Source organism: Pantanalinema rosaneae CENA516, from assembly GCF_050753385.1.
Classification (GTDB): domain Bacteria; phylum Cyanobacteriota; class Cyanobacteriia; order Leptolyngbyales; family Leptolyngbyaceae; genus Pantanalinema; species Pantanalinema rosaneae.
Genome location: NZ_JBLZFZ010000013.1, coordinates 15,443 through 40,468, shown reverse-complemented (window position 1 = coordinate 40,468; position 25,026 = coordinate 15,443). Strand labels below are relative to the sequence as shown.

Annotated in this window: 24 protein-coding genes; 9 read left to right on the top strand and 15 right to left on the bottom strand. The window is 47.6% G+C overall.

All coding sequences use genetic code 11. The features are described 5' to 3' along the window. Positions 1-92: 92 nt before the first annotated feature. A complete protein-coding gene (locus ACN4EK_RS09905; RefSeq protein WP_431657686.1) occupies positions 93-1,511 on the top strand; it encodes a DUF4041 domain-containing protein in 1,419 nt (472 codons plus the stop codon). Between the two features lie 307 nt (positions 1,512-1,818). On the opposite strand, the gene ACN4EK_RS09900 is transcribed toward ACN4EK_RS09905, so the two are convergent. The 6 genes from ACN4EK_RS09900 to ACN4EK_RS09875 all read right to left on the bottom strand — a co-directional run bounded on the left by ACN4EK_RS09900 (position 1,819) and on the right by ACN4EK_RS09875 (position 10,718). Then, positions 1,819-2,121: a hypothetical protein gene (locus tag ACN4EK_RS09900; protein ID WP_431657685.1), complete on the bottom strand. Its 303-nt coding sequence runs from the start codon at positions 2,119-2,121 to the stop codon at positions 1,819-1,821. Between the two features lie 69 nt (positions 2,122-2,190). Further along, entirely contained in the window at positions 2,191-3,492 is a 1,302-nt protein-coding gene (locus ACN4EK_RS09895) for a CO2 hydration protein (protein WP_431657684.1), read from the bottom strand. 72 nt (positions 3,493-3,564) lie between these two features. Further along, entirely contained in the window at positions 3,565-4,161 is a 597-nt protein-coding gene (locus ACN4EK_RS09890) for a cytochrome b (protein ID WP_431657683.1), read from the bottom strand. Positions 4,162-4,221: 60 nt separating this feature from the next. After that, a complete protein-coding gene (locus ACN4EK_RS09885; RefSeq protein ID WP_431657682.1) occupies positions 4,222-5,781 on the bottom strand; it encodes an NADH-quinone oxidoreductase subunit M in 1,560 nt (519 codons plus the stop codon). Positions 5,782-5,833: 52 nt separating this feature from the next. Then, positions 5,834-7,747 carry an NAD(P)H-quinone oxidoreductase subunit F gene (locus ACN4EK_RS09880; RefSeq protein ID WP_431657681.1) on the bottom strand — a complete coding sequence of 638 codons (1,914 nt, stop codon included), beginning with the start codon at positions 7,745-7,747 and terminating at the stop codon, positions 5,834-5,836. Between the two features lie 487 nt (positions 7,748-8,234). Beyond that, positions 8,235-10,718, bottom strand: a complete 2,484-nt coding sequence (locus ACN4EK_RS09875) for an FG-GAP-like repeat-containing protein (RefSeq protein WP_431657680.1) — start codon at positions 10,716-10,718, stop codon at positions 8,235-8,237. A gap of 237 nt (positions 10,719-10,955) precedes the next feature. On the opposite strand from ACN4EK_RS09875, the gene ACN4EK_RS09870 reads away from it, so the two are divergent. Next, positions 10,956-11,558, top strand: coding sequence for a TIGR02466 family protein (locus tag ACN4EK_RS09870; protein WP_431657679.1), 603 nt, complete (start codon positions 10,956-10,958; stop codon positions 11,556-11,558). A gap of 77 nt (positions 11,559-11,635) precedes the next feature. On the opposite strand, the gene ACN4EK_RS09865 is transcribed toward ACN4EK_RS09870, so the two are convergent. Next, entirely contained in the window at positions 11,636-12,436 is an 801-nt protein-coding gene (locus tag ACN4EK_RS09865; protein WP_431657678.1) for a mechanosensitive ion channel family protein, read from the bottom strand. A 170-nt stretch (positions 12,437-12,606) separates the two neighbouring features. Between ACN4EK_RS09865 and ACN4EK_RS09860 the strand changes: the two genes are divergently transcribed. After that, positions 12,607-13,239: a hypothetical protein gene (locus ACN4EK_RS09860; RefSeq protein ID WP_431657677.1), complete on the top strand. Its 633-nt coding sequence runs from the start codon at positions 12,607-12,609 to the stop codon at positions 13,237-13,239. A gap of 2 nt (positions 13,240-13,241) precedes the next feature. Here the strand turns inward: ACN4EK_RS09860 and ACN4EK_RS09855 are convergent, their stop codons facing one another. Both ACN4EK_RS09855 and tsaD read right to left on the bottom strand, forming a co-directional pair. Further along, positions 13,242-14,117: an Rpn family recombination-promoting nuclease/putative transposase gene (locus ACN4EK_RS09855; RefSeq protein WP_431657676.1), complete on the bottom strand. Its 876-nt coding sequence runs from the start codon at positions 14,115-14,117 to the stop codon at positions 13,242-13,244. 11 nt (positions 14,118-14,128) lie between these two features. Beyond that, on the bottom strand, positions 14,129-15,175 hold the full coding sequence (tsaD, locus tag ACN4EK_RS09850; protein WP_431657674.1) for a tRNA (adenosine(37)-N6)-threonylcarbamoyltransferase complex transferase subunit TsaD: 1,047 nt from the start codon (positions 15,173-15,175) through the stop codon (positions 14,129-14,131). Between the two features lie 156 nt (positions 15,176-15,331). Between tsaD and ACN4EK_RS09845 the strand changes: the two genes are divergently transcribed. Then, positions 15,332-15,817 (top strand): Photosystem I reaction center subunit III, encoded by a 486-nt coding sequence (locus ACN4EK_RS09845; RefSeq protein ID WP_431657673.1) that lies wholly within the window; start codon positions 15,332-15,334, stop codon positions 15,815-15,817. 140 nt (positions 15,818-15,957) lie between these two features. Then, entirely contained in the window at positions 15,958-16,086 is a 129-nt protein-coding gene (psaJ, locus tag ACN4EK_RS09840; protein WP_431657672.1) for a photosystem I reaction center subunit IX, read from the top strand. A 235-nt stretch (positions 16,087-16,321) separates the two neighbouring features. Here the strand turns inward: psaJ and ACN4EK_RS09835 are convergent, their stop codons facing one another. The 3 genes from ACN4EK_RS09835 to ACN4EK_RS09825 all read right to left on the bottom strand — a co-directional run bounded on the left by ACN4EK_RS09835 (position 16,322) and on the right by ACN4EK_RS09825 (position 17,677). Next, positions 16,322-16,600, bottom strand: coding sequence for a hypothetical protein (locus tag ACN4EK_RS09835; RefSeq protein WP_431657671.1), 279 nt, complete (start codon positions 16,598-16,600; stop codon positions 16,322-16,324). 65 nt (positions 16,601-16,665) lie between these two features. After that, positions 16,666-16,974, bottom strand: a complete 309-nt coding sequence (locus tag ACN4EK_RS09830) for a hypothetical protein (RefSeq protein ID WP_431657670.1) — start codon at positions 16,972-16,974, stop codon at positions 16,666-16,668. Positions 16,975-17,269: 295 nt separating this feature from the next. Next, on the bottom strand, positions 17,270-17,677 hold the full coding sequence (locus ACN4EK_RS09825) for a nuclease A inhibitor family protein (protein WP_431657669.1): 408 nt from the start codon (positions 17,675-17,677) through the stop codon (positions 17,270-17,272). A gap of 64 nt (positions 17,678-17,741) precedes the next feature. On the opposite strand from ACN4EK_RS09825, the gene ACN4EK_RS09820 reads away from it, so the two are divergent. After that, the gene (locus tag ACN4EK_RS09820; protein ID WP_431657668.1) at positions 17,742-18,659 is read left to right on the top strand and encodes a branched-chain amino acid ABC transporter permease; all 918 of its coding nucleotides are present in this window, start codon (positions 17,742-17,744) and stop codon (positions 18,657-18,659) included. Here ACN4EK_RS09820 and ACN4EK_RS09815 read toward each other — a convergent pair whose 3' ends face one another. Further along, on the bottom strand, positions 18,660-19,001 hold the full coding sequence (locus ACN4EK_RS09815; RefSeq protein ID WP_431657667.1) for a hypothetical protein: 342 nt from the start codon (positions 18,999-19,001) through the stop codon (positions 18,660-18,662). It abuts the gene before it with no gap. A 148-nt stretch (positions 19,002-19,149) separates the two neighbouring features. On the opposite strand from ACN4EK_RS09815, the gene ACN4EK_RS09810 reads away from it, so the two are divergent. From ACN4EK_RS09810 to ACN4EK_RS09800, 3 genes are read left to right on the top strand one after another with little or no spacing between them, the layout of a single operon-like run. Then, on the top strand, positions 19,150-21,678 hold the full coding sequence (locus ACN4EK_RS09810; RefSeq protein ID WP_431657666.1) for an ATP-binding protein: 2,529 nt from the start codon (positions 19,150-19,152) through the stop codon (positions 21,676-21,678). 2 nt (positions 21,679-21,680) lie between these two features. After that, a complete protein-coding gene (locus tag ACN4EK_RS09805) occupies positions 21,681-22,487 on the top strand; it encodes an ABC transporter ATP-binding protein (protein ID WP_431657665.1) in 807 nt (268 codons plus the stop codon). A 6-nt stretch (positions 22,488-22,493) separates the two neighbouring features. Then, a complete protein-coding gene (locus ACN4EK_RS09800) occupies positions 22,494-23,216 on the top strand; it encodes an ABC transporter ATP-binding protein (RefSeq protein WP_431657664.1) in 723 nt (240 codons plus the stop codon). An 84-nt stretch (positions 23,217-23,300) separates the two neighbouring features. On the opposite strand, the gene ACN4EK_RS09795 is transcribed toward ACN4EK_RS09800, so the two are convergent. Further along, positions 23,301-23,765, bottom strand: coding sequence for a hypothetical protein (locus ACN4EK_RS09795; RefSeq protein ID WP_431657663.1), 465 nt, complete (start codon positions 23,763-23,765; stop codon positions 23,301-23,303). 148 nt (positions 23,766-23,913) lie between these two features. Beyond that, the gene (locus ACN4EK_RS09790) at positions 23,914-25,026 is read right to left on the bottom strand and encodes a Gfo/Idh/MocA family protein (RefSeq protein ID WP_431657662.1); all 1,113 of its coding nucleotides are present in this window, start codon (positions 25,024-25,026) and stop codon (positions 23,914-23,916) included.

Below are 25,026 nucleotides of genomic sequence, written 5' to 3'. Positions count from 1 at the left end.
GTGTGAAATACTCTGAAGCTTATAGCTAGCATTAAAGAGAATCGGGTTGAAATTCTGAGTTAAAGGGTGCAAGTTCGGGAAACCTATATTCAATGATTTGGTTTGCTTCTATGACATTCTTACTGCTCTTAGTTTCTATCGGGCTAGCTACTGCTCTTGCGTTAACGTTCAAGCAACTGCAACAGTATAAGAATGACTGCACAATCGCTCAACAGCGTGTAAAGGAAGTAGATAGGCGATTACAAGCAGCGGATCGGAAATATAGTGGGTTGATCTCTAGAGAAGATGCTATTAGGGAATTAGATACACAAATTACAGTTCTAACCGCTCGCCACAAACAGTTTATCCAGCAAGCAGAGCATGAAGAGCATAAGATATCTGACCGAATCTCAATTCTAAAAAACCAACTGAAAGAACTTGAAGAGCAGGAGCTTGTCGAAGCTTTTGGATTCTATGAATCTAAATATGACTTCCAGGGTTCTGACGACTATAAACAGCGTTTAGATCAGATTCGAGCCCAGCAAAAACAGATGCTTAAAGATAAGCAAGCTGCTATTTGCCATGCTGAATGGACAGTAGGTGGCAGCGCAAAAGAGGGCAAGAAGATGACTAACAACTTTCTTAAGTTAGTGCTTCGTGCCTTTAATGGAGAATCGGATGCTTCTGTGATGAAGGTTAAATATAATAACGTTCAAACAATGGAGAATCGAATTAGGAAAACCTACGAAGAACTGAATAAGCTATCGCAGACTACGCACTGTGAGATTAGTGCAAGCTACCTAAACTTAAAACTCCAAGAACTTTGGCTAACGCACGAATACCAGGAGAAAAAATATGAGGAGCAAGAAGAGCAACGAATCATTCGTGAACAAATGCGCGAAGAAGAGAAAGCAATACGAGAACTTGAAAAAGCAAGGCTAGAGGCTGAGCGCGAGGAAGCCCGTTATCAAGAAGCATTAGAAAAAGCACGTAAAGACATAGAATCTGCTACGGGTAAGACCCAACAGAAACTCCTCAGCCAAATTGAAGAATTAGAAAAGCGGCTTGCAGAAGCAGAAGCTAACAAACAGAGGGCTATCTCTCAAGCTCAGATGACTAAGTCCGGACACGTTTATATCATTTCAAACATTGGTTCATTCGGTGATGATGTTTATAAAATCGGCATGACCCGCCGTGAAAATCCACTGGATCGAGTTAAGGAACTAGGTGATGCTTCTGTTCCCTTTTCTTTTGATGTCCATGCCATGATCTCTTGCGAAAATGCTCCAGAACTTGAAGCTCGCTTACATAAACGCTTTGATAACAGAAGAATGAACAAGATGAATGCGAGAAAAGAGTTTTTTCGAGTTTCTTTGCAGGAGATAATTCAAGCTGTGCAAGAGATAGATAAAGAACTAAAAATTTGTAAGTCAGAGGTGAAATTTACGAAAGTGGCTGAGGCTGCTGATTATCGGAAAACTCTAGCAAAAGAACGGGAACTAGAGCAGCAAAGAGTTACAGTAGCGTCCTAACAGCTATGCAGTTCGGGTCTATTTCTCAAGATCGCGTGTGTTAGCTGACCTTTCTCTGGTTCCCTCCAGGCTTTGGTTAATTAGTTAGCTGACCTACCTGATTAACCTCGATCGCGAATAACCACCCAATCAAAATAGTGACATGGGAGGGGTAAGAATCTTGCTTTGCTTATCAGAACTTCCATCCAGAAGGGTGTTTGGGGCATATCAACTTCAGATAACCTGGAAAAACCAGATATGCTGCGAGACTACATTGATTAGTGCAGCATCGCCGCTGAATCTCAGGCATCGCCCAGGAGATCGGTCCTCACTCTTCTCTTGTATGCCCATTGCCCCCACATCGTTGGGTCCAAGCATCCAGAATCGCCTGGACGGTTGTTCTAAACTCGGTTCGGTCTAATGCCGCCTGAGAACGGTCTTGTTCCGCCGATCGCATCATTTGCTCCATTTGCAACGCTAGACCCTCAACATCAGCCGTTAGTCGCTCAATAGAACGGGTGTTAGAACCGACGATCGCTTCAATTCGGTCTAATCGCTCGCTAGACCCCTGGTTGCTCACTACAACCGCTTCCAGTATCCGCTCAATCCGGTCTAGCCGTTCTGCGCTCATATCGCCTTCGTCAATCCCTGACCCTATCCTATAACGTTGTCCACCCATTGGGGTGAGCCGCGATCGGGTCTAGCGATAGTCTTGTCGTTGAATATCCCGGAGGCGGGCTTCTGGACGCAAAAAGCGATCGAGTTGCGATTCAAAAAAGGCTCGATTTGCTTTCAGGTGTTTGGGATTGGGGTCATCCAGGGGATACAGCAATGCCGTCCGGAGGGCTTGAATCACCGCCGAAGTCACACAATACATCGATCGCTGGAAACTAACTGCCAATTGAATCAGCATGTCATCTTCACCCCGACAATGCTGTTGGTAATAGTCCACCAGATACGACGGCAAAAAGTGCAACATATCTTGAGCCAATAATGTTGGTGGAATGCCTGCCGTTCCTACAGGGAATTTATCCGCATACAACACGCCATAGTGGAAGTCCTTTTGGTCGGCGGGAACTTGATTCGCCTGGGCGTTATACGACTTTGTGCCTCGGAAGGGAGAGGTGCGATAGAACACTGCTTCTACATACGGTAATGCCGCTTCATACAACCAGGTAAATCCCTTCGACTTGGGAATGATTTCATAACATTCACCCCGGATGTAAACATGGTGGTAAATAGGACGACCCGCGATCGCAAAGATCCCATTCACCAGAAAATTCATTGCCTCTGGCACACTGGTAATCTTGCCCTCATCATACAGATCCGACATTTCAAAAAACACTGGAGCCATCACTTCCCAAAACAAGCCTAAATTGGCATAGTAGGACGCTTGACGGCACTGCTCCAGAAACATCTCTGGAAACAGTTTGTACAATCCCATCATAACTGGATTGCCCTGGAAGTAGGCGCGAATGGCTCGATCGGCATTCTCCCGATATTCCTGACTATCCAGATAGGGATCAAATTGATTCACCGGGCAATACATTTGGCGATGCCATAGCATCGATCGCATACATTCTTCCGCAAACTCCATGTTGATGCGATCGTGCCACCAATGATGCAAAATTCGGGGCAATTTGATTTTTAGTTCCCCTTTCGCCATGAACTCCAACAACTCTGGATGCGCCGTTGCCTCACCCCGCCAAATCCGCAAATCCGCATCATCACCTGCATAGTGATTATGCCGCTCCAAATAATCCTTAGGAATAAAGTATTTGAAGAATGGTAACGGATCTAAAAACACCCGCTCAGCAATATAGAGCAAATCCCGCCAATAAAAATCCATTGGCACCGCATAGGCTTTATACAAACCAATGATTTGCATCAGATTTTCTGGTGTATCCGGGAGCATCGCGCCACCCGCTTCCAACCGATGAATGATCTCGGCAAACGGGTGCTGAGATGGAGGTAGCTTAGTTTGGGGTGCAGGCATATTCATGGCGATCGAGGAGTAGGTTAAACAAAAAATTAGATTGCTGGTATGGAGGAATTAATGATTACTGCCCCACACCTAAGCTGATTTAGAGGCGATCGTTTTCCGAACTGATTGGGAGAAGCGCCGGAATGTAGCGCGGAGAAATTTGCGTTCGTCGATCGTGTGTAAAAAAATGAAGGCTAGGAAAGCGTAGGCAAGCCAAAAATGGAGGCTTCGCCCTAATGCCGCAACAGCATTATCCGGTGGGAAGAGACGGGGCAACAGTAAACCAAAAAAACTCACATCTTTGTCATAGGAATTGGAGAAGAACCAGCCAGTCAGAGGCACTACGAACATAAACACATACAGCACTGTATGGCTGACGATCGCCCAGATGCGATCGCCTTTAGGTAAGGGGCGCTTAGCTGCCGATTTCCAGCGGAGTGACAACAATAGAAAGAGAATGCGGGCTGTCAGCAAGCCCATCGTTAACACACCTAGCGCTTTATGGAAGTTGTATAAACTACCGCGATAGGATACATCACCCGAAAGGCTTGCCATGTAGGTTCCCCCTACAAACAGAATCAGATAAATCCCTGCCATCCACCAATGGAGTGACCATAACCGTTGAGCAAACGTCTTTGATTTGGGGGCTTTGCGGGGCTGAGTGTTAGAGTTAGCTACCTTGTTCACAGTCACCTCCAAATAGTCGTTATCAGATTGCCTTTGCCTGTTCTAACACTCAACCGGCTGTCATTGCAGTGATGGCGTAACTACTTGGGCAGATAAGGGATGATTCAAACTAGCCGTCGGTTCCAGGGCAACAATGCGATGGGCGATCGGGGCAGATCCTGCCAGAGTTGCCGTGGTTGTTTCACTCCAGCGCACTAACCAGGTTGGTTGAATTCCTAACCAAATGATCAACGCTGTCAACGCCAAAGCTGGAACTTGTTCCCAGAGGGTAACTTTGGGATAGTAGGCGGTGGCTGTATCGAGTTTGCCAAAACAAGTTCGGTTGAGCATGATCACGAAGTAAACCGCCGTCAACCCCGTACCTACAACGCATAACAGGGTTTGCAACGGAAAAATCGGATAGCTGCCCTGGAAGACCAGAAACTCGCTGATAAAACCAACCATGCCCGGAATTCCGGCACTTGCCATGCCCGCCAGTACCAACAATGCACTGGTCATTGGCAACCCCCGAATCGCATTCAACAACCCATTCAAGACATCTAACTCACGGGTGCCCACTTTGGCTTCGATCGTGCCCACCAGATAAAACAGCAGTGCCAGAATTAAACCGTGGCTAACCATCTGTGCCACCGCTCCCACCATGCTTAAGGGGGTTAAAGCCGCCGCACCGAGGAGAACATAGCCCATGTGACCGATCGAACTGTAGGCAACCATCCGCTTGATGTCCTTCTGGGCGATCGCCGCCATTGCTCCATACATCACACAGATCGCCGCAATCAGGGCTAATCCTGGGGTGACGAGCGACCAGGTTTCGGGAAACAGTCCCAAGCCAAACCGGACTAATCCATAGACTCCGAGTTTGGACAACACGCCACCCAAAAGAATTGCCGTTGGCGTTGAAGCTTCCACATAGGCATCCGGGAGCCAGGTATGTAAGGGAATTAAGGGAATTTTGATCCCAAATCCCACTAACAGTAACGTCAACAAAATTAGTTGAGTTCGTTGTGACAAGTCGCCTGTTTGGATCGTCTCATAATCAAAATTGGAACCAGTCAACCACCCGATCGCCAAAAACGCTGCCAGAATCAGAATGCCAGATAAAGCGGTGTAAATGAGAAACTTCATGCCAGCATATTCCCGCTTGGCTCCGCCCCAAATCACAATCAGCAGATAGAAGGGAATCAATTCCAGTTCATAAAACAGGAAGAATAGCAGCAGATTTTGTGCCATCAATGCCCCTGCCATGCCTGCATTAATCAGCAATACCAGGACATAAAACAGACGCGGACGCTGAAGTGGTAAAGCGGTTTTGCCGACTAACTCACTCGCAAAAATGGCCACGATCGTCAGCAAATTACTCAATGCCACTAACGGCAACGATAGCCCGTCGATCGCCAGGGAATAATTAAGACCCAGGGTGGGAATCCAGGGCAAATATTCCGGCATCTGGAAGGTGGCACTACTCAGATCGAACTGGGTCAGAAGCCACAGACTCCACAGCAAAGCAACGGTGACGATCGCGATCGTACCAAACCGCAATTGCTTTACCGGAATGCCTCCTGGCAAACATCCCACCAACAGTGCCCCAACCAGAGGCAACCAAATTAAGGTACTTAGCATAGTATCTATTGCTTGTTTCTCTACAGGGATCAAAAAATGAACTACTGAATCCTTAACCTGCTGCTCGACCAGACCATAAAGCACTAACTGAAGTCAGCAAAGAACTAATGGCTGGGTCTAACGACAACTGAGAGATCAACGGAAAACAGAGCCAAATGCCCAGAAAGGCTAATCCCATCAGAATTGTCAGCATGTAAAACTGAGACTGACCGGAGGTACTGTATTTCAGACTTTGTCCGCTCAACAGGGTAATCAGACCAAATAAGTTGACTGTGCCATCCACCAGATACTTATCCACCCAGGAGGTAAGACGTGAGATCAGATCCACCCCAAATACAATGCTGGAACGATAGAGGCTGGGAGTGTAAAAGTCATACGCCACCAGATCTTGCAGTCCTTTCCAGGGAAACTTGATCGGCTTAGGTATGGCTTTACCCAGGTAGATCACCGCACTTAAACTGCTGCCTAAAATACTCGACCAGATCAGTAACAGCGCCATATCTTTATTGAGTTGCACCCAACTCGGTAGTAAAGAGAACGCTTGTAGCACCAACGGTAGATGGAGGGTAAAGCCCAGCAAGATCATCATCGGCATCATCATCGGCCAATGCACTTCCGGCGATCGCTCGGACATTGGCTGAGGTTTCCCCCCAAACACCAGACAGAATACCCGCACTAAACCAAATGCTGTTAAGCCATTCACAACTAGCAATAGTGCCGCTAACCAGGGTTGGGTCTGCCAAATGCCAGTTGCCAAGTCTAGCATTGCCCAAAAGCTACCGAGGGGTGGAAACGCGATCAGTCCTAAGCTACCTACCACAAATGCCAGCCCGGAGAACGGTCGTCGTGACCATAGACCACCCAGTTGCGTTACATCCTGAGTCACATTATTCCAGACGATCGCGCCGGTACTCATGACCAGCAATCCCATAGACACGGCATGGGTCAATACCAGTAATAGGGCAGCATCCACCTGTTGCGTCCCGACGGCAACAAACACAATGCCCATGTAGGCACTGACTAAATAGGACAGGGTGCGCTTAATATCAATTTGTGCCAGGGCAATCAATGATCCACCGATCGCCGTTAAGGCGCCAATCAACGTTGTGGCAGACAGTACGATCGGTGACAACGCTAACACAGGGGTCAATTTCACCAAGACCCAGGCTCCCGTTGCCACCACCACCGAGTTCCGCAGAATCGTGGATGGTACAGGGCCCTCCATGGCTTCATCTAGCCAAAGATGTAACGGAAACTGAGCGCATTTCCCCATGGGTCCAGCAATCAGCCCGAGTCCAACTAAGGTGATCACAAAGGGACTGACCTCGGCTGTTTTTGCCCACTCCGCCAGTTCCGTAAAATTCCAGGTACCCGTTAGGGGCAATAACGCAATCACCCCCATCAGCAGGAACAAGTCACCCACGCGCTTGGTCAGAAAGGCATCCCGGGCACCCGTCACCACAAGGGATTGATTGAACCAAAAGCCCACCAATAAATAGGTGCCTAAGGTCAAGATTTCTAGAATGATGTAACTGAAGAAAAGGGAATCGCAAAGGGCAAGCGCTGTCATCCCGGCTTCAAACAGTGCCAGCAAGGAATAAAATCTTGCCCAGCCCCAGTCCATTTCCATATAGCCGATCGCATACACCTGCGCCAACAAGTTCATGCCAGTCACCAATACCACAGCACCGACTGTTAATGCCGAGGCGACGATCGGTAAGGTTAGATTCAGGTCAGCGACTTGTAGCCAGGTGATCGATAATTCATACGCTGGTTGCTGCCAAACGGCTTGTAAGGCAATCAACGCATGGACAAACGAGATCAAGGTCATTAGGGCATTAACATAGCCAGCCGGTCGGGGACCAGTACGCCTGGTAATTGAGGGCAACCAGATGACTGACAATGCTGCACCAATGAGGGAGTAGATCGGGACTAACCAAATCGTTTGTAGGAGGAGGGAAGCCATCCAAAATTACCTCATAGGACTCCAACAATAAACGCAAAAATAGCGGTACTCAGACTAGGGATTTTTCTTGAGTCAAGAGTTATTAGTTTTTCTTAATCTTTTGCGTTACTTAGAATTCAAGCATATTTACAATGCTTGAGTTAATCGATAGTTTTAAGCAAAACCATTGATAAACTCCTGAATTGACCGATATTCCAGGGCTTCAGCCAGTGATTTAATTGCTCAATTAATTTAATTGAATTTGACTATTAATCAGAATCATTAGATTCAGCAGCATATATCTATTGATTTGAGTCTATGATGGAGGTTCAATAAGTCACTATCGTTCAACCAGAGTAATTAATCGGACTGAGATCGTCTATCTCCAGTTATATTAAGTCAGTTGCGATCATGGACGACCAAAAAAATTCCCCTACTCCTCAAAGAGAAATCAGGGGAATCCGCTTAATTCAGGCTGTAAGGCAATCCATTACAAGCCGTCAATATTCTACAAGCCTGTGACATCAATAAAGTCAAAATCTCGGTAAACATTGGAGCCAATATAGCTGTTGAAGACTAGCGGCATCGTGCGACCGTAGTTGCGATTGTTCTCCCGACCACCGGGACCCTCATTCGGAATGTCTAGTCCACTGGGATCAATCCACATCAAAATATAGTAGCGTCCATTTCCTTGCCAACCATCCCATCCTCCTAAGGTTGGTAGACGAACATCCGTGTTAGTAAAGAAAGAGGCTTGCGTTGTACCAGGAACTTGGGCGGTTGTACTAATAAAGTTAGCGCTTGCCCCTGCCGCTAAGGGAGCAAAAGAAGCAGTGGTCAAGAAATGATCACCACCGTCAAGGACATCATCCGCAGAGAGATAGAAGTTTACCTGGAAGCGGAGTCCGGTTGTTCCAGTAGCAACAGTTCCCTGGTTCGTAATTGTGCCACGCAGGGTAATGGCACCACCAATCGTTTGACTAGACTGTACGATATCGAAGCCATTTCCAACCGCATCCGGTCGTACTGTCCCCGTAATACCAATGCCTAGCGCCCGATAATTGTTATTCTCGAAGGTTTCTACCACTGTGTTGCCGGGATCCGCCAAGACACCGAGGTAATAGGTCTGGTTGCCGCCCCACCAATTATCACTATTTGGCGGCAAGGTAAGACTAATGGTGCGCTGGAATGTCCCTGGTTGCACATTCGTGAAGGTAATGTAGTCATTCTCATCACTGACACCATCCCCATTTAAGTCAAACAACCGATCCGTCGGAGTAATCACCGCATCCCGCGACAGATAGATCCCAACTGAGAATGTTCTACCCCCTTGAGGCGGATTAGGATCCGTGTATTGCACCGTATAGGTGATGGAGATATTTCGCTGAGTACTTTGTGTTAAATCAACGGTACTACGAGTGGCAGTCAGATTTGTTGCAACTAAGTCGATCGGCGGAGCCTGAGTTGCCGCGATCGCTAACGAGTAAGGAGTCACAGTATCCGCAGACGGTGCAGCCGATCGCACACGAATAAAGTAGGTTCCAGCACTCAGGATTTCCGAGAGCAGTTCATTGGCAGTCCCAGGATTATTTGACTGCCAAGTCACGTCATTGTCATCTAGTTCTCCATTGTTATTGACATCCCGGATTAACCAGAGATCGGCATTGGCTTGTAAACCTGCCAGAGAAATTGAGACGGTTGAAGACGTTTGTAGGGTGAACCTATAATAATCGTTCTGGTCAGAAACAGAGCCAATGGTGTCAGTATAGGTAGCCGCGTCATTCCCCGTTCGGTCATCAATGACACCAATATTAAAAGCGGTTCCCAGCGTATTTCCTGCCAGGTCAACCGTACCCGCCGTCTTGATCACCCCCCCTAAATGCCAGGAGACACCCAGTGAGGAGAAAGGCGCTGTTGATAGATAGGTAATGCCATTCATGTACCAAATCTCATTGGCTCCAGTCGTGGTATTCCGCCAAATTAGATCTAAATGCCCATCACCATTAAAATCAGCGCATTCTGCAATCTTCCAGGCACTCCCAGTGCGGCTTGTCAGGCTGGCGGCTGATGCGTAGGTAGTGCCATTGAAAAACCAAACCGCATTTTGTCCTGTACTTGAATTACGCCAAACTAAATCATTCAAGCCATCGCGATTAAAATCCCCGATCGTTTCAATCCGCCAAGCTCCCCCGATCGCAGGGAGTAGAAACGCTGAGGAAATGGTGGAACGATCGCTATTCATCACCCACATAGCGTTCTCCCCAGTCGAGGAGTTCCGCCAAACCAGATCCAAAATGCCATCGCCACTGAAATCTGCTGCGCCAGCTAAGGTCCAGGTGTTAGAAATTGTGGGCAAAGAAAATGTCCCGAGTAAGCTACCATTTGAGGTCATCCGCCAGACACCGTTCACTCCGGTTCTGTTGTTGCGCCAGAGGTAGTCGTCCTGACCATCCCCATCAAAATCGGCAACATCAATAATTTGCCAATCAGTACTGACCAGGTTAGGTCCGGCTAGGGAAGATCCAACCAGCGTAGTATTGTCCATCCGCCAAACGCCGATGTCTCCACTCGTCGCGTTCCGCCAAATAATATCAGACCGGCTGGTACCAATGGAGTTGACTCCCAGGGTGTAGTTAATTAGCGTACTGGGATCGCTGGTAAACACCCGAATGTAGTAAGTACCAGGATTCAGGACATCAGTAATAATACTCTCGGATAGCGCCCCTGGGTTGGTAGAACTGCCCAATTCTCCTGTGAGCGGGTTGCCAGAACTATCCAAAAGTTGTAAATCCGCATTACCACCGAGTTCCGTCAGAGTCAGAATTAGACTGCTACTACGACCGAGTTGAATCCTATAGTAATCGTCTGAGTCCCCCGGGCCTAAAGAATAGCTGGTATCGGTTCCTGTATTTTTGAATGTTTGCAGTCCTGAGCCAACGGTGATAAGCCGCTGAGTTGTCGCATTATTATCAAATAAACCATTATCTGCCATAATCTATACCCTCCACAGTCGCAAGCCTATGTTTCCCCGCTTTAACAGATCAACAAGCACAGAGAGAGAAACTTTATTAACACTTTTTATTTGATACAGAATACGAGAAATCACTTACGTGATTCTACATAAAAAGCCAAGAAGTGAAAAAATAGATTTGGTCATAGGTCAGCTAGCGGTATAACGGGGGTGGTACAACATTAGATTGGCTACGTTCTTACCCAATACAAGCAATCTATGAGCAACCCCGATCGCTGGACAGCAACCTATCACCAACTATTTCCCAGTCCATTGTTTGTGTTTGATTTGCAAGACCATGCCGCCCTGGATCAACAACTTTTACAAATCATTTATCAGTTAAAAGCGACGGATCCGGGTGCTGTAGCCTCCAATGTCTTAGGCTGGCACAGTCGGGGGAATTTATTCGATTTAACTGAATTTCAAGGTTTCAAGCAATTCGTAGATGCCGCGATCGCCGATGTTGCCCAGGCATTAGGGTATGGCAATGTTCGGATTACTCCAGCAAACTGTTGGGCAAATATCAGTCCCAAATTTGCTAGCAATAAAATTCACGATCATGCCAATTGTCTATTTAGTGGGGTGTATTATCTCCAAACTGCTAAAGATTGCGGTAATTTAATGTTCTATGATCCGCGCAGTGCTCGGACATTTTACAAACCGTTAGTCAAAGAGTTTACACCATTTACGGCGGACGCGATCGCCTATGAGCCTCAGGCTGGACTCCTGTTGATCTTTCCAAGTTGGTTGAAGCATGGTGTAGAACCAAACATGAGTGACATCGATCGCGTCAGTGTTAGTTTTAACTACATCTTTAACTGAAACGAACACACAAAATTAGCGGCGTTTGTTGCAGCAGTACGACTGATTGCTCTCCTTTAGCATCACTCTAATTTTACTTACACCGGAATTTCCTTGAGGGTTTCTTTAACAATTTGCTGAATTTCCGATCGTGCCCGTTCATAGACTTCCGCCGCACACCAGGGACGCAGATAGAGAACTGTTTTGTCTGCCGCGATCGATAATACATGGCACGTCACTTTCGGATCATTCAGCACTAATGGATGTGGCTCAACAACGGCTAATAAATGGGTAATGGTAGATTCGATCGGTCGATTACCAATATCCACTTCTAGATCAACTCGTCGAGTGCCTAAGGCTGTTAAGTTCTTTAAATTGGCAGAGAACAAACTATTATTTGGCACCACAATTTTGACGTGATCTGGCGTGATGATTGTAGTAGAAAAAATGCCGATACTATCCACCATGCCAGACACTCCCGCCCCATCAATCAAATCGCCCACTTCAAACGGACGAAAACTGACTAGCATCACTCCTGCCGCAAAATGGGACAGGCTACTTTGTAACGCTAAACCGATCGCTAAACCTGCCGCCCCCAGGATCGCTACTAGTGTCGTCGTTTGAATTCCCAGGACATTTAATGCCGCGATAATCCCCACAATTAACGTTAGAATCTCCAACGCTTGCATAAAAAACTTGCGAATCGTCGGTTCCATGGGGGAAAAAAGTCGTCGCGTCACCCGTCCAATAAACCCAATCACGACTCGGGTCAGTGCCAGAATTGCGATCGCCCACAAAATTCTGGGGAGCAGTTCTACAGTCATATCCACTAACAGCTCGTAGAGCGAGGTAGGAGTCGTTTTAACGGTGATTTCTGCCAGAAAAGTTGGAGATCGCATAACTCAATCGTGACGAACAAAATTCTTCTCCAATCTTGCCCCAGAGAATCGCCAGCGACCAGTCTAATTTGGGGTTGCCTCAGAACAGTGATTTTTGTCCAAAACTGGGAAAAATAGAGTCACGCTAATGGCTCCACTACGGCTCACTCAACGCATCAGGGTAAAACATTATGGCTGAATCAACTGATCCCCAAGAAGCAACGAATACTGATAACCTGGCTGAGGTTTTGAGTTATCTGACGACGCTAGTCGATGCTCCAGATCCCGTTCTAGAAGAGGTCGCTGCTGCGTTAGAGGCTTTTACCCCAGCTTGTGAGTCTGACGATCGTCCTGATCCTGCGGCTCCACCCGCTTCAGACCCATTTCCCGACTGTTCCTGGAATCCACAATCCTTGTTTCCGTTGGATGAGGCGACGATCGTGGAGCAAAAAGCCTTATTGCTACTCGAACATTTGCCGGGGGCTGACATTGAACGGACGCGTGACCTGATCCAGATCAACTACAATGGCACAGAAGGGATTGTAATTTTTGTCACACCAGAAGCGCTGGAATTACGATTACCCACAGTGGAGTGGACCTCAGGCAGCTATGCCCCTAAGTCGTCCAGCAAACTCTGGAAGCGGCTCCAGTGGAACCAGGTTTGGGCAAACGAAATACCTGATCTATTACAAGCGGCTCTCACCGCTAGACGGCGCGAATTCCGGAATTGCCGTTACTGCCACAAACCATTTGCGATCGAACACATGTTTTCCAAAACTGCCTGCCACAGTTGTGCCAGCCTCCATGAAGGAGTCATGTTCTAACATCAGGAGTTCGGTGCTGAGAAACCTGCCTGCTGTTCTAACCAGGCAACCACATCGGCTACGGCGGTAAAATCCAGTAGGGCTTCACTCAACGCTTCTAAGTCTGGGAGTGATAGAGCTTGGATTTGAGTGTGTAAAGAACTATCCAATTCACCGACCCGCCGATTCAGCAAACGGATCACTAGAGACAAAGCCTCATTTTTCCGCCCTTCCTGTAATCCCTGCTGTAATCCCTGCTGTAATCCCTGCTGTAGTATGTCCTGGTAAATCACCGATTCACGCATGGTGTCCTCTTGAAAGATTTGCCGAATTAAATCTTTTTCAAACCTTAGTCCAGCTAAAACTTCAGCACAACTGGCTAAATTCGATCGTTGTTGACTGTCCTCCATTCTAGCGACCTGGACTGCTACTGCTTGCAGCAAGTTCTTTGGTGAGTTAGTCCGAGCCAAGGTGGCAAATGGCAATAGAGCTGGAATGCTTAAAAGTGCCTCAGGTTCTTGCTCCCAAATCCGAATTACCCGATAGCGGTGTTGGGTCGTCTCATCTTGATACTGTTCAACAACTGCCTCCTCTGAAGTTGTCTGTTTTAAGAACACCACCACTTGATTGACGGATTTGCCATATTCACGTTTCAAGCGAACTGAGTAGTCCAACATCCGAAATGGTAGCGGTGGCTTGGAAGTTGGTGAAGTCTGAAACTCAAGATGTAGAATTTGGTTCGCCGTTCTTAACAGCGTGAGGGCATCGGCGCGAATTGGCTCCTGACTCAATTCCGTTTTGAGGAGTTGAATCTCTCCTGGCTCGATCGCAAGTAGCCAACGAACGAAATCACCAGGATACTGTTCAGCTAGAAATTTACAAACATTGTCGTAGCTCATTCATTGTTAGCTCAATGCGATTGATAAAGCTGCATCACCTCAGAGATAGGCATGCGGGATTGGACTCCCAGAGTTAGTAGAGAAGTATGACCGTGTTCGAGGTGATCCGCCGCCGCACAGCCAATCATTGCCGCATTATCCGTACAGAATTTCATCGGTGGGAATAAAACCGTGAGATTGTGGGTTGCCACGATCGCCTGAAGATGTTGTCGCAACCCGCTATTAGCTGCCACACCACCCCCAACCGCGATCGTGGTTAGCCCATAGTCCAACGCACAGGCGATCGCCCGTTTCGTCAAAGCTTTCGCGACCGTAGCCTGGAAACTAGCCGCCAGATCCACTACAGGTAGGGGGCGATCGTCCTGCTGAAGTTTTTGTACCAACCGCAGTACCGCCGTCTTCAGGCCACTAAAGCTGGAATCATAGGGATGGAAACCCCCTTCCGGTAACGATACCTGCCCTTCTGGTAAGGGAAAGGCTTTGGGATTTCCTTGCTTTGCTAGGCGATCGATTTCGGGACCACCCGGATAGCCTAAATCCAGTAAGCGAGCCACTTTATCAAACGCTTCACCTGCCGCATCATCCCGAGTCTGCCCCAAGATTTGATACTCCCCGCATCCCTTGACATAAATCAGGCTGGTATGACCGCCAGACACCAGTAAACACAGAAAAGGCGGTTGCAGTGAGGGTTCACTTAGGTAGGAGGCATAGATATGTCCTTCCAGGTGATGAACTCCAATCAACGGCTTTTGATGCACCAATGCCAGGGTTTTGGCACTGGTTAAACCCACTAGTAACGCTCCGACTAATCCAGGCGCACAGGTTGCCGCAATCCCATCGATCGCCGACCAATCCAATCCAGCTTCAGCAAAGGCTTGCGCGATCGCTGGATTGATCATTTCAACATGCTGGCGAGAAGCCACCTCAGGCACGATCCCACCGTAAGGGCGATGAGACAGAATTTGAGAAGATACAATGCTACTCAAAACTTGACGATTCTTAACGATCGCCACCGCCGTTTCGTCACAACTTGTTTCAATTGCCAAAATGGTCGCCATTTGCTGGTAACTTTTTGGAGGAATAAGCTGTTTTCAAGCTTAAGCGTTAACTGGACTGCTGCAAAAGCCTGATGCTCTCCTTCAGTTTAGCGAACGCTTGTATCATGAAACACTGGCTCTTTTTGTAGAACATAATGTAAGAAGGGAAACAATTCCATGCGACGATTGTTTGCTCTGATTTTGGCAATCACCCTCTGGTTTGGGTTCGCGGCAACCCCTCCAGCCTACGCTTCACATCTCACTCCTTGTAGTCAATCGGCAGCGTTTGCTCAGCGGGCTAAAGCGTCCAAGAATTCGACAGCGGCTCAACGCTTCGATCTGTACGCTAAATCCGGTGTCATGTGTGGTGAAGATGGGCTGCCTCACCTGATTGTGGATGGCACCTTGCCCCACGCGGGTGAATTTTTGATCCCTAGCATTCTCTTCCTGTATATCGCAGGTTGGATTGGTTGGGTTGGTCGGGCATACCTGCAAGCGAACAAGAAGAGTAGCTCTCCCGAAATGGGCGAAGTTATTATTAACGTGCCTACAGCCATTACCTGCATGTTGACTGGCTTTGCTTGGCCTCTGGCAGCGCTAGGAGAATTCACCACTGGCAAGCTAACTGCAAACGACAACGAGATCCCCATCTCACCTCGCTAGTTGGTAAATCTGGAGGGTTTGGTAGGCTGATCAATTCCTGGCAATTCGGTTGAACAGGGTTTGATCAGATTTACATATCAAACCTCTGGATCGGCTAACTAGCGTGTCTTGGCTCTGCTGACCTTTAGGAGACTTTATCGATGCAATACTTTGTTAAGTATCTATCTACGGCTCCAGTGCTGGCAGCCATTTGGCTCACCATCACTGCTGGAATTTTGATTGAGTTCAACCGTTTCTTCCCCAATCTGCTATTCCACCCCATGCCTTAAGGCTGGATTGCCGTCAGCCGCACTCTATCGAGGGTCAAGGGCATGATTAGCCTGTTGCTTGACCCCGGTTCAGATTGGCTAACGGCTTTTAGTAGAAGGGCAAGATTGCCTAGCCTAAATCGGTTCACCATCCATTAGTGATGGCAGAATTCCTTAAGCCCACGATCGACGGTCGATCGTGGGCTTTAATCTAAGCGATATATTTCGGTCATGGTCTCAGACCTGGCTCAACCGATTAAGCACAAAGCGTAGACGGTTGCAGAGGTTTTTCAAAGTCCCGTCGCTGTAATTGTTTACCTCGGGCATCCTCTAATTCACAAAAAAATAGTCCGCTCAGTTGGCTACCATCGGCAAATTGCACCACAAGCATAGGTTCGCTGCTACTCATGAGCCGCACTGCAATAATCCGACACTCTTGCCCCCGGTAGGGATCTGCATGGGGATGGTTGGTCGCACCTAATTTACAGTGCAGACCAATAGCTCGGTAGAACGTATTTCCCTTGACATTAAACATTGACACTCTGTTCTCAACTTAATATGCCGCGATCGCTGATTCGGATTAGCACCAGCCTATTGGTCTTAAGCAGCTGATCTGACTTCGGTTGCTGTAGAACCATTGCGTAAGCTTGCCCAAACGGCGTACCGCTCCTGGGAAACAGTAATCACAACGGGGGCTCCTTGCAAAATTAGTTCACAGCCAAAGCGATAGGCTTCAAGCCGTTCTTTGACCGGAAATACTTTGACCAGGCGGTACAGTTCATTTGTGTGGGTCATTCCTTCACAAATCGCCTGATCCATGTAGAACTTAAATAGAACCACCTGCTGCTCTCTAACAACGAGAGGAACTGTATCTAGGGTGCTGATAGATGATTTCTTAGCAGTAGTCATAGCTGCTTACCTGGAACGTTGGGTTGGAGGTAAAGCCTCTATATAATGCTGAATTTGAGGGTGAGGAAATATATTAAACGCGCTAGAAGTATTTGTGCTTGCTAAGTCAACAGTAGAAGCGCGGGTACGTTAAGGGTCACTCGACTGAGTGGATTGATAGGCTAAAACAACGAATAGACAGGATTGTCGAGGAATTATTAAATCATCGTTGGATCTATCCTGTAACATTTAGACACATAAAACAAGTGTCCACCGATACATTTCTTTAAAAAACATCCTGGCTTTATAGAACGGGTCAAGTTTCGACCGCTTGAGTTTTCAGTCCTACCCAATCCCCAGGTTCGGTCTGCCCCAGGATATAAATGGCTAAATTGATGGAACCGACTCGATAGACGATCAGGTGCTGAAGCTGCTGCTTTAAGAGGTCAACGAGCTGCTGATACCGGCTTGCCTGCGCCCGTTCATTAGCGCCAAACCAACTCAAGGTCTGGGTAGCCGTCGCAAAGAAGCTGTCTAGATCCACGACCTCGATCGGGGTATCGGGTGGACGATCGATGATTTGGAGTAGCTGATTGGCAGTGATTGACGTAACAGTTGGGAATTGCCAATGCACGACTTCAAACGGATAATCTGATTCGCTCATCCAGAGCAACCCCTGGGTCGCTGCCTGAAGTTGATTGAGCAGATCTGCGGATGGCTCCATGATTCCTCCGGGTTGCCGCCACAGGATAACATTACCCTAAACTGCCCTCAACCGCGATCGCCCCATGTCTGACTTTTTCACCACCTATGGTCCCCTCCTGGTTTCGATGGTTTTGGGAGCCATGCTGGGACTATCCCTCTATCTACCGCTTATGGCAGGACAACTATCGTTAGCGAGTCCCGGATTCTATGCTTTGGGAGGCTATATTGCGGCGATTTTATCAACTCAAGTCTTCCAGTTTCAGGGTAGTTTATTCCCGATCCCGTTATTACTGCTGGAGATGCTTATTAGTGGCGTTGTCTGTGGGAGCTTGGGAGTGTTGGTCGGTGTACCCGCACTGCGGCTCCGAGGCATTTATCTGGCGATCGCTACCATTGCCTTTGTGGAAGTTCTCCGAATTCTCTGCCTGAATCTAGAGATCACGGGCGGAGCCATTGGAATTTTTGGTATTCCCCAACCCTTTGCAGGCGCGATCGATTATCTGTGGATCGCCTTACCACTATTGCTGCTGAGTATGGGCTTCCTGTATCGGCTAGAAAAGATTCGGGTCGGACGCGCCTTTATTGCCATTCGCGAAGATGAATTAGCCGCCGATGCCATGGGCATTAATCCCACCTACTACAAAGTCTTAGCGTTCACGCTGGGAGCGATTCTGGCTGGAATGGTGGGAGTCGTGAGTGCCCACTTTCTCAATACCTGGAATGCCCGTCAAGGGACGTTTGATGCCAGTATTATCTACCTGACCTTTGTGTTGATTGGGGGTTCACGCACCTTTTTAGGCCCCGTGCTGGGTGGAATGCTATTCACCGCCTTGCCAGAAATGCTACGAGCGCTGGCAGATGTCCCCAATTTGCCCCTCTGGTTAGCGCAATTTCTCCGCGATGGTCGATTAATCATCTTTGGATTATTAATTGTGCTGGGAACAATTTTCTTTCCACAGGGTCTGGTAACTCCTGGCTGGCTCAAACGTCTACGCCTGTAACTAACGAACCGAATTACACGCCGTCCTCAGTACCAGGCGAATCGCTTCAGATTGGGGTTTCAAATTGCGTTCTACCAGTTGCCCATCCACCCAAACTTCTTTAAACACCCCCCGCCGACAATCGGGAATTGCCGTCACTTGATCTCGACCGATCGTGTAAACAAGCATCGGATTTTTCCAGCACTCATCAGTACGGGGTAGATCGCCACATTGGGCACGAGCCCCATGATAGTAAACAGGTTCACCCGTCGAAGCTCGTCCCATATAAACTCCGTTGCTTTGGGCAAAGACGGGGGGAGTCACTGCTAGAGTAAACAACAGCGTTGCCATGATTTTTTTCACTGTCCGGCTCCAAGATGACTTATAACTTAGGGTTAGAGTGCCCTCTATCAGTAGGATTCCCCACCAATTCGCTTCATTCCCAGAAATATGCTGAAAGAGAAAAATTATTATTCTGCAACAACCTAAAAACGGTTAAAGGAAACCGAGTATGAGTGACGAAGTTAAATCTGTAGCAACAGAAGAATTTGACCTTACCAATTGCGATCGCGAACCCATTCATATTCCCGGCTCGATTCAACCGCATGGTGTCCTCTTGGTTCTGCAAGAGCCTGAGTTGACCATCTTACAAGTGAGTTGCAATACAGGTGATTTCTTTGGCATAGCACCAGAAGCATTGGTAAACCAGAATCTGAACCAGTTGCTTGATCAACCGCAAGTTGATTTTCTTCAGCAATCCTTAGCTCAACATCAAGATCCCGATCAGTTAAACCCAATTAAATTATCAATTTATAAAAATCAACGCAACTCGCTGTTTAATGGGATTCTGCACCGCTCTGACGCTGGTTTATTATTAGAATTAGAGCCTTCATTGTCCAAAGAAGTGCTGTCTTTTCTAGATCTCTATCATTTAGTCAAGAATTCTGCCAACGCGATTCAGAAAACCGCCCAATTCCAAGATCTCTGCGAGGTAATTGTCCGAGAAATTCGCAAGATTACCGGGTTCGATCGCGTCATGCTTTATAAATTTAATCCTGAAGGGCATGGCACCATTATTGCTGAAAATAAGCAAGCTCACTTGTCACCGTTTTTAGGCTTACACTATCCCAGTTCTGACGTGCCGCAACAGGCAAGACGGCTGTATTTAACTAATTTAATCCGGCTCATTCCTAACTTCAGCTATCAACCCGTTGACATTACTCCTGCCCTGAATCCAATTACCAATCAACCGGTTGACTTAAGTTTGTCTACACTACGGAGTGTTTCACCGTTACATGTGGAATACCTGCGAAATATGGGTGTAACGGCTTCGATGTCTATCTCGGTAATTAAAGATCAAAAACTTTGGGGCTTAGTTGCCTGCCACCATTACTCCCCTAAATATGTTTCCTATGAAGTGCGATCGACTTGCGAGTTTTTGGGGCAGATCATGTCATGGCAACTACCCTATAAAGAACAAACGGAATATCAGGAATATCGCATCTTCTTGAAATCAGTTCAAAACAAATTAGTTGAATTGATGTTACAGGAAACCCCGTTTGTACAAGGATTAATCAACCATCAACCAAGTCTACTGGACTTAACCAACGCCCAAGGAGCAGCCGTAATTCTGGCAGACAGTTATCAGACGATCGGCAACGTTCCTGGAGAAGAAGATATTAGAGCCTTAGTGCAATGGTTAGATCAATCTGAGCATCAAGAGATCTTCTCTACCGATCATTTAGCTTTGCATTATGCCCCTGCCCAAGCCTATCGAGAGGTTGCCAGTGGTTTAATCGCCATTGCTATTTCACCCGGTCAATATATTTTGTGGTTCCGACCCGAAGAAATTCAGACGGTCGATTGGGCAGGCGACCCGAATAAACCGGTCGAAGTCAGCACCAATGGGGAGGTACGTTTATCACCGCGTAAATCCTTTGAACTCTGGAAAGAAACCGTTCAATCTAAATCGCTCCCCTGGGAAACCTGTGAGATTGCGGCGGCGACTGAACTGAGACAGGCAGTGATTCAAGTGGTGCTACGGCAGGCGAATGAATTAGCGCAACTAAATCAAGCATTGCAACAATCAGAAGCTAGAGAACGGGAAAAATCAGCCGAATTAGAACAAACATTAAATCACTTGACACAGGCACAAACTCAGCTGGTGCAAAGTGAAAAAATGTCTAGTTTAGGTCAGATGATTGCCGGGATTGCTCACGAAATTAATAATCCAGTCAACTTTATTCATGGCAATCTGTCCCATGCCGATACTTACATCCAAGATTTATTAGGTTTACTGAATTTATATCAGCAAACATTTCCCAATCCGGGTGAGGTGATTCAGGATGAGATCGACGCGATCGATCTGGAATTCCTCCAAGCCGACTTACCTAAGCTACTCACATCAATGGAAGTTGGGGCTGAACGCATTAGTACCCTGGTTGCATCTCTACGCAACTTTTCTCGCTTAGATGAAGCGGAAATGAAACCTGTCAACATCCATGAAGGAATTGACAGCACGTTATTAATCTTAGGAAATCGGCTCAAAGTCCGACCCGAGCAACCCCCAATTCAGATCATTAAAGAGTATGGTAATTTGCCTCAAGTTGAGTGTTATGCCAGCCAGTTGAACCAAGTATTTATGAATATTTTGGCAAATGCGATCGATGCCTTAGAAGAGGGCGATCGACAACGCGCTACTGAGGCAACATCCAATCACATTAATACGATTACGATTCGCACCAGTAAATTCCAATTAACAAATCAACCGCTCAACGATTGGGTCAGAATTCAAATTATTGATAACGGCCCCGGAGTGCCACCCGAAATTCGCGATCGCCTATTTGATCCATTTTTCACCACCAAACCGATTGGTAAAGGCACTGGAATTGGGCTAGCCATTAGTTATCAAATTATTGTCGAGAAACATCAGGGTCAGCTAACTTGCCACTCTGAACCAGGACAAGGGACTGAATTTAACATTGAAATTCCCCTCCGGCAGCCTGTTATTTCACCGAGCGTTGCCAGTCATCAGGTGTAACAATGAATCAACCCGAGCAAGATTTAACCTCAATTTCCCTCAGCGATCGCCCAATGCTAGAGGCAAAAGGATTAACCCGCCGCTTTGGTGGATTAATTGCAGTCAACAACGTTTCCTTCACCGTAAATCCCGGCGAAATTTTTGGTTTAATTGGACCTAACGGAGCCGGAAAAACCACGCTATTTAATTTAGTCACAGGGCTAATTCAACCGTCTAGTGGACAAATGCTGCATTGTAATGAAGAGATCTCTCGGCAGCGTCCCTATCAAATTGCGGCTCGGGGAATTGCTCGCACCTTTCAAAATATTCGCTTATTTGGTAATCTTACGGCACTAGAAAATGTGACGATCGCCCAACATATTCATACTCGCAGTGGTCTACTTAATGGCGTATTAGGATTACCACCCGCTCACCAGGAAGAAAAGATCACTCAACAAAAAGCCTTGGAATTATTAGAGTTAGTCGGACTTAGCGATCGCGTACAAGAACAGGGACAAAACTTTGCTTATGGAGATCAACGTCGGCTCGAAATTGCGCGGGCCCTGGCGCTGGCTCCCCAAGTCCTGTTGTTAGATGAACCCGCCGCCGGAATGAATCCAAATGAGAAGCACCAGTTAAGCGAATTCATTCGGCAAATCCGTGAGCAATTTAATCTGACGATTCTCTTAATTGAACATCATGTGCCCTTAGTTATGGGATTATGCGATCGCATTGCGGTGTTAGATTTCGGTCAATTAATTGCCCTGGGCGACCCGGCTAAAGTTCGTAGCGATCCCGCCGTAATTGAAGCATATCTAGGTGGAGAATAATTACTGATGACGGCTCCTGCATCTCCACTACTAGAAATTGTTGATCTGAGTGTTAACTATGGTGGTATTCAAGCCCTACAGGCGATTAATTTAGTGATTCATCCCGGCGAAGTAGTCACTTTGATTGGTGCCAACGGGGCGGGAAAATCAACCACACTTCGAGCCATTTCGCGGATTGTGAATCCTAGATCAGGACGCATTCTCTATAACGGACGCAATGTTACCCGGTGTCAGGCCCACGAAACCGTCAAATTAGGCATTGCCCATAGTCCGGAGGGGCGACGGGTGTTAGCTCGACAAACGGTTTTAGATAATTTGGAATTAGGGGCATATACCCGATCTCAGCCTGGTCAAATTCAGGCAGATATTGACCAACAATTTGCCACATTTCCTCGATTAGCCGAACGACGACATCAACTGGCAGGCACGTTAAGTGGCGGCGAACAACAAATGTTAGCGATCGCCCGGGCATTAATGAGTCGCCCCAAATTATTGTTATTAGATGAACCCAGTTTAGGACTCGCTCCCGCGATCGTGCGGGAAATCTTTGGCATTATTCAAACCCTACGAACCACGGGAGTCACTATTCTATTAGTTGAGCAAAATGCTAACCTGGCATTGCAACATGCCGATCGGGGCTACGTCTTAGAAGCCGGACAAATCACCTTAACTGGTAATGCCAGTGATTTATTAGCCGACGATCGAGTTAAGCAAGCCTATTTAGGCTAGCCGACATCGGATAGCTAGAAACAGAATACCCACCCCAACAGTCGTCTGTCAGCCGGGGTGGGAAAATGGCAGGTTGGAACCTAATTACCAGAGAGCCGGAACCGCACAATAGGCCAGATTCGAGGCACCCACAGGAGCACCATCCGCTCGGCGAGCATCCGTCACCGGAATCCACCGTTTAGTCCCATTGTCATTAATTGCCACCATAATCGTAGCGGCTGTCCCTGTCCCTTCAGCCACAACTCGCTCCTCATAAGGATCCGAGAGGGTAACTGACTCGCCAACCCTGACGACTCTCACTGGAGTAACGCCGGGATTATACAGGTCATTCGGGTCATTAAAGACTGGCAACTGGTTGTAATCGGCTCCTGCCACAGCGCGAGGAAACTCGGGTCCACCCTGAATACTGACAACACGACGGCACTGCCCACCCCGCTGGGCGATTAAAATGCTAGATTCGGTAGATGATGAGAGCGCAGGGGCAACCATCCCAAAGGCAATCCAGCCCATAGCAATGGCAACAGCCGATCGAGTCAAATGCAATGGCATAGACAAAACCTCACATCTTGTAAAACTTCAACAATTTACGGACATTAGTTACAAACTTGCTCCAACCGACCAGTTTAATTTGTCCTAGAGATTTTTTTGAAGAAAGCCGCAAAAAGCAAGAAAAAGAGAAAGTTCTTAGCAGTTTTCTTTAACTAACGAAGGATTTCGGCACATCAACCCAGGTTTTGTCTTGATTTGATTGCTGCACCAGATCCATGAGTAACTGCGAATAGACTCCCTCCTGCAACGACGGCACGATCGCCTGTCCCTGATCAATGCCCTGCACCCAGCGATCGACAATCCGCAGGAACGGGGCAATCCGCCCATCCTCCCAGGTACGGGGAAACTCCAACCTAGCCGGAATTTCTAACTCAGCTAACTCTGCGCCCTGCTGGCTCCCCCAAAGCTGGAAGCCATGCACATAGTCCTTTTGATTGCTACTCCCCAATACCAACGTGCCGCGATCGCCATAAACTTCAACCCAATGTCCGCGTCCCTGGTAGGTTGCCGCACTCAAGTTAACCTGGCAGGGCGTACCATCGGCTAACTCCAGCATGATTAAGCAAATATCATCGGCATCCACAGACCTGAGTTGTCCCCCACTAGCGGGATCGGGACGTTCCAGGACAGAAACACTTAAGCGAGCACAAAGTTGTTTGACTTCCCCAAATAACCAGGCAATGTAATCGAAAGCATGGGAACCGATCGCGCCTAAGGCTCCCCCCCCCTGATCCCTGCGAGCATACCAATTCCAGGGACGGGAGGCATCGGCTCGGCTGGAAACCAGCCAATCGACTTTAATCAATCGCGGTTTGCCGACATAGCCTTCTGCCAGCAATTCTGCCAACCGCAACCAGGCTGGAATACAGCGAAACTCAAAGTTCATGGTGGTAATTAATCCCTTTGCCGTCGCCAAATCGTGCAGTTCTCTCGCTTCTGCCACCGTTAGCGTCGTCGGCTTTTCTAAAAGCAAATGCTTCCCTGCATTTAGCACCTGTTTTGCCATCGGGTAATGCAAAAAAGGCGGGGTCGAAATGCTCACGCCCTGAACATTCGGCAGTGTCAAGATTTCTTCTAAACTCTGGCAAGCCTGGGGAATTTGATGCGCCTGAGCGATCGCCTCGGCTTTTGCCCGATCTCGATGATAAACGGCAACAATTTCGGTGCGGTGATGGGCTTGAAACGCCGGAATATGGACTTTTTGCCCAAATCCTGTGCCGACGATCGCCACGCCAATAGTCGCCTGACTCGAAGAAACCAT